General features: G+C 61.9%; 8 protein-coding genes and 1 pseudogene. All 9 read right to left on the reverse strand.

The annotated features are described in order from the left end of the window. Window positions 1–688: pseudogene (locus tag HMPREF0178_RS22035) on the reverse strand (hypothetical protein); the annotation flags it as partial. A gap of 70 nt (window positions 689–758) precedes the next feature. Further along, window positions 759–1,745 (reverse strand): DUF1351 domain-containing protein, encoded by a 987-nt coding sequence (locus HMPREF0178_RS12455; RefSeq protein ID WP_009368397.1) that lies wholly within the window; start codon window positions 1,743–1,745, stop codon window positions 759–761. Between the two features lie 21 nt (window positions 1,746–1,766). Continuing rightward, a complete protein-coding gene (locus HMPREF0178_RS12460; RefSeq protein ID WP_009368398.1) occupies window positions 1,767–2,237 on the reverse strand; it encodes a single-stranded DNA-binding protein in 471 nt (156 codons plus the stop codon). Window positions 2,238–2,295: 58 nt separating this feature from the next. Beyond that, window positions 2,296–3,171, reverse strand: a complete 876-nt coding sequence (locus HMPREF0178_RS12465) for an ERF family protein (protein ID WP_009368399.1) — start codon at window positions 3,169–3,171, stop codon at window positions 2,296–2,298. Further along, entirely contained in the window at window positions 3,164–3,298 is a 135-nt protein-coding gene (locus HMPREF0178_RS22820) for a hypothetical protein (RefSeq protein ID WP_009368400.1), read from the reverse strand. The genes HMPREF0178_RS12465 and HMPREF0178_RS22820 overlap by 8 nt, the downstream gene beginning before the upstream one ends. Continuing rightward, window positions 3,295–3,669, reverse strand: coding sequence for a hypothetical protein (locus HMPREF0178_RS12470; RefSeq protein ID WP_009368401.1), 375 nt, complete (start codon window positions 3,667–3,669; stop codon window positions 3,295–3,297). Before HMPREF0178_RS12470 ends, HMPREF0178_RS22820 begins: the two co-directional genes overlap by 4 nt. Beyond that, window positions 3,666–3,911, reverse strand: coding sequence for a hypothetical protein (locus HMPREF0178_RS12475; protein WP_009368402.1), 246 nt, complete (start codon window positions 3,909–3,911; stop codon window positions 3,666–3,668). The genes HMPREF0178_RS12470 and HMPREF0178_RS12475 overlap by 4 nt, the downstream gene beginning before the upstream one ends. Continuing rightward, a complete protein-coding gene (locus tag HMPREF0178_RS12480; RefSeq protein WP_009368403.1) occupies window positions 3,908–4,258 on the reverse strand; it encodes a hypothetical protein in 351 nt (116 codons plus the stop codon). The genes HMPREF0178_RS12475 and HMPREF0178_RS12480 overlap by 4 nt, the downstream gene beginning before the upstream one ends. Before the next feature lie 101 nt (window positions 4,259–4,359). After that, window positions 4,360–4,570 (reverse strand): hypothetical protein (locus HMPREF0178_RS22595; RefSeq protein WP_232281270.1); only part of this gene is annotated, 211 nt, incomplete at its 5' end.

Below are 4,570 nucleotides of genomic sequence, written 5' to 3' on the forward strand. Positions count from 1 at the left end.
CATGACAGGCAGGGTGCGGGGCGTTGGCGGCGGGCGGCGCGGGCAAGGTGAGCACTTCCGCCCGGCCTTCGCCGTTGTCCGCGGGCTTGTCCGGGGTGACGAGTTCAAGGCGGTGCTGCCGCTCATCGGCGGTCATCGGGCGGCGGCTGATTTCCTTGCCCGTCATGGAATCGCACCATACGACCTCCATCGTCGTCCGATCTTCAAAGCGGTCGCAGGAGACGGTTTCAAACCGTTTGCCGGAACGGTATTCCGCTGCCGCTTCCGCAGCCTTGGAGACGGAAAGGTCAATGCGGGCTTTATAGTCCTTCTTCACGGCGAGAAGTTCCGTTTCCAGCTTGTCCCGTTCGCGCAAGGCGTCCGCCATTTCGGAGCCGAGCTCAAGGAGCTGTTCATCGGTGAGATCCACCAGCATCTCGATGTGTTCCCGCCCGCAGGCGCGGACGTCATGCGGCCCCGTATCGTCCGGGGTGAGCCCGGTGTCCTCCCACGCTTCGCGCAGGATGTCGCAGGTGATGGTATCGCCCACGTCTATATCCTCGGCGTCATGCAGGAAGGCGTCGGTAGAGAGTTCCGTGCCGTGGCCGTGTTTGTCCGAGACGATGCAGCATTCGCCGTCTTCGAAGAACTCATGGATGGTGAGGGTGACGCGGACGTAATCCGGGATGTCCTGTTGTTCCTGACTCATGGAAATTCCTTTGCCGGGGTACATGCCCCCCGGCGGGCTCTATGGGGATGGCGCGGGAGGTGGGCGCCGGTTACATGACGGTGACGGTGGCCACGGAACGGAGTTGCGCGAGGAGTTCCTGCACGGCCTGTTCGCGGGCCGGTTCGTAGGCGACGGACAGGATCAGGGTCGTCGTGACCGGGGGGGCCGCGGGGAAGTCGTCCTCTTCGATGAAGGGGGCTGCTGGCGGTGGCGTCGGCACGGCCTGCCGGGTCTGCCGGGCTTCCTCGGCTGCGGCTTCGCGCGCGGCTTTGTCCTGTGCCTGCTGCTCGCGCAGGCGGGCTTCCGCCGCGAAGACCTGCCCGATGACGCCCGTGGCTTCTTCGCTGGTGATGTCCAGCGACAGGCAGGGCGCGAACTTGCCCATCGGGAGGCTAAAGCCGTACTCCTCGGCCTTGGCCTTCAACGCGGCTTCAACCATTGTGGCGCGGTCGGCCCTGGCCCGCTCAAGCTGTTCGGCGGCGGCCTTGTCCTGCTTGTGCTTGAGGATGATGTTCTGGATCTCGGCGTGCAGTTGGGCCTGCTTGATGCTCTTGTTGAGCCACGGTTCCTTGATGGGGATGTCGAGTTCCGGCACGCCCTCGCCGTTCTTCAAAGCGTCGATGACGAACTGGACGCTCTGGCGGCGGCCTTCGCGGTCGCTCCGTTCGAATTCCTTGACCTGCCTGCTCAGGCCTTCGCGGACTTCGACGACGCGGACGACCAGTGCCTTGGCTTCGGCGTCAAATGCGTCCAGCGGCCCGGCAATCTGGCGGGTGATTTCCTTGCGGGCGTTGTCGAGCCTGTCGCGGAGCTTGTTCAGCCCCGCCATTTCGGACTTGATGGCGGGCACGTCCTCTTCCCGCACCACCAGCCCCTCGTACTGCTCCAGCGTGGCGTCGAGCAGGGCGGACACGGCGTCCCGGTTCCAGTTGATGACCAACGGGGTGGCGGTGACGGCAAGGTCGAACTGCGCCAGCCCGCCGTGCTGCGCCTGCGTGGGTGGGAGGGATTCCAGTATTTCTGCGGTCTGTGTCATGATTGTATCCTGTTGGTTTTGCTAGAACGGAACATCGTCCATGCCGGAGGCCTCGGACGGGAAGGCGGGGCCGAGATCTTCATAGTCGGATGGGGGAGGAGCGTGGCGTTGCCCTTGCTGCCTGCGCCCGCCTTCCTGTTGCCCGCCGGGTTGCCCGTTGCCGTCCGCCTTGCGGTCGAGGAACTGGACGCGCTGCGCCTTGATTTCCGTGACGAAACGGTCTTGCCCCTGCTGGTCCTGCCACTTGCGGGTTTCGAGCTTGCCTTCGATGAAGACGAGGCTGCCCTTGCCGAGGTACTGCGAACAGTTTTCCGCCGCCTTCTGGAACACGACGATGCGGTGCCATTCCGTCTTTTCGACCTTCTGCCCGCTGTTGTCCGTGTAGGATTCGTCCGTGGCGACGCTGAACGTACAGACGGGGCTGCCGCTCTGCGTGTATTTGAGTTCCGGCTCACGTCCGAGCCTTCCGATGATCATTGCCTTATTCAGCATGGTTGCCTCGTTGGTTGAAAAGAGAAAGCCCCGTCCGGGTTTTCAGACGGGGCCGTGGTTATGCGGCTTGGGTCTTTTGCCCTGCGCCTTCAATCTGCTTCCGGCGTGCCCGGAAGGCTTCACGGATGGCGGTAATCTCCGGGTGGTTTTCCGGGACGGCAAGGCGGGTTGCTGCCGCGTACAGGGCCGTGATCGTCTCACAGGCGTTAAACTCGGCAATGACCTGATCCGCCGGGATGATGTTCGGGATGGAGGACGTGGGGCGGGGCTTGGCGGGCGGTGCCTCCCGGTTTTCCGCAACTTCCTTGCGGCGGTCGAGGAACAGCCGGGAAAGCTGGTTGAAGTGGCGGTGTTCCTTTTCAACCCGCACCTTCTTCCAGTATTCCTGCAGTTCCTCTTCCGTGGTCATGCGGGCGAGTTCCGCGCGTACCTTGTCGAAGTCCACGGGGCCGCTCATGACCTGCGGGCGGGCGTCCTGCCTCGGCTGCACGGGCTCAGGCGTCTCGGCGTCGGGGTCGTCCTGCGCGATGTCCTCGGTGGGGATGCAGAACGTCTGGAGCAGGGCATACTTGTGGGCCACAGCCATTGCCTTGTTGGTGGCCTTGTCCGAGGTGTCGCGGCCTTCGCCCATGACCGTGCAGGAAATGGACGAGCCGTCCGCATGGAAGAAGCGGTACTCCACGGAAAGGGTCACGCACTGTATCACGCCGCCCTTTGCGGTCGTGCGGTCTTCGCTGGCCCGGGAGAGCACCGTGGGGGCCATGAATACCTTGTGCTTTGCCAGAAGCGGATGCAGCGCGTTGTACACGTCGTCGATGCCGCGGTACTGGAACCCCTGATCCTTGTTCCTGTTGTCCTTCCCGATGGACGGGATTTCCGCGAGGATCTCCGCCATAGCCTGATAGATGCCCGTGGGCTGCGGCTGGTCACACATCGTCATCTCCTTCCGTCGTTTCCCGGCGCAGGGCCTTGCGCCGTGCGGCATTGCCCGCCGCGATCATGAGTTCCTCGTCCGTCCAAGGGCCGTGTTCGTCGCTGTAGGCGTCGTCCGTCCAGTTCATCGCAGGGCCTCCTTGATCAGCGGCTCGATAATGGGGCGCATGCCAAGCGCAAGGAAACACCCGCCGAGCAGGGCGGCGACCAGTACTGCGAACAACACCCTGTCCGGGATGTGCCAGTGGCGTACGTTGTCGGGATCGGGGAGGGGGTATTTGTGGGCCGGGGTTGCGTGCGGTTCCTTCATGGGTTGTTTCCTCACTTTCGCGGCGGCTTCGGCAAAGGCGCGCGCCGCGTTTTCGTAGATGATGGCGATTTCCTCGCGGGTGTAGGTGTGCCCGCAGTGACGGCATTTGAGCTTGTCGCCGGAGGTTTCCGTCAGACGAATCAGGCGGCCTTGCACCTTGCAGTGGGGGCAGAGAACACGGGCTTTCATGCGGCTATCTCCAACCGTTCGAAGACGGCATCAATACCGCCGTCCTCGTCGACAAGGCGGCAGTCCGTGATGGGCCGCGTGGGGACGAGTTCCCCATCGTCCCATTCCGCCGCGCGGAGGTTCCAGCCCTCCCGTGTAGCCTTGAGGAACGACATCACGGCTGTGGGTGAATTGAAAAAGTGCCTGACCGTTCCGCCGTAGAGCGAATTCCCGGTTTCGATGCAGAAAAATGTGGCGCTCATGCGACCCTCCTTGCGTCGAGCTTTTCAATCCACAGGCCGACGGTTTCGGCATCAGAGACATACCCGGCGCGCACATCCTCATAAAGCGCGATGAGTTCCGCCGCGTCGCATTCCCCGCCGCATTCCGGGCAGGTGAACAGGCCGTTTCCATAGGAGAGGTAGTGGTGTTCGTTCTCCCCAAGGCAGTTGGGGCAAAGGAAATGTTCCTGCCGCAAGGCCGTGTCGTGTGCCAGCCGCGCGGCAAGGTTCTCTTCCGCGTCGCGCTCAATGGCCCGCATGATGCAATCTTCCGGGTGCGAGCATGTGCCGAAAGCGCCTTCACGACCGCAGTTCGTTCCGTAACACATAGAAATACCCTCGTTTTGATGTTTGGCTTGGGGTCCCAAACCCGATCAAAAAACCCCGATTTCTCGGGGTTCCTTCGGGGCTAGGCTGGAGATTGGCATTGTCAGAGTTCAAACCTATTTTGAAGACGCGACTTCACAAAAGTCACGGCCCATTTCTTATGATGGTTCCCAGCGATACTAATATGTTGTTTCAGACTATCTATAAATGACAGGATACATTTTTTGTCTTCTTTCAATACGTTATTCTCAGCACGTAGGCGGGCTATAAGAGCTTGTGCCCGCGCTAAATTCTCTTCTTTTTCTTGCAGCTCT

The organism is Bilophila sp. 4_1_30 (assembly GCF_000224655.1).
Lineage (GTDB): Bacteria > Desulfobacterota > Desulfovibrionia > Desulfovibrionales > Desulfovibrionaceae > Bilophila > Bilophila wadsworthia.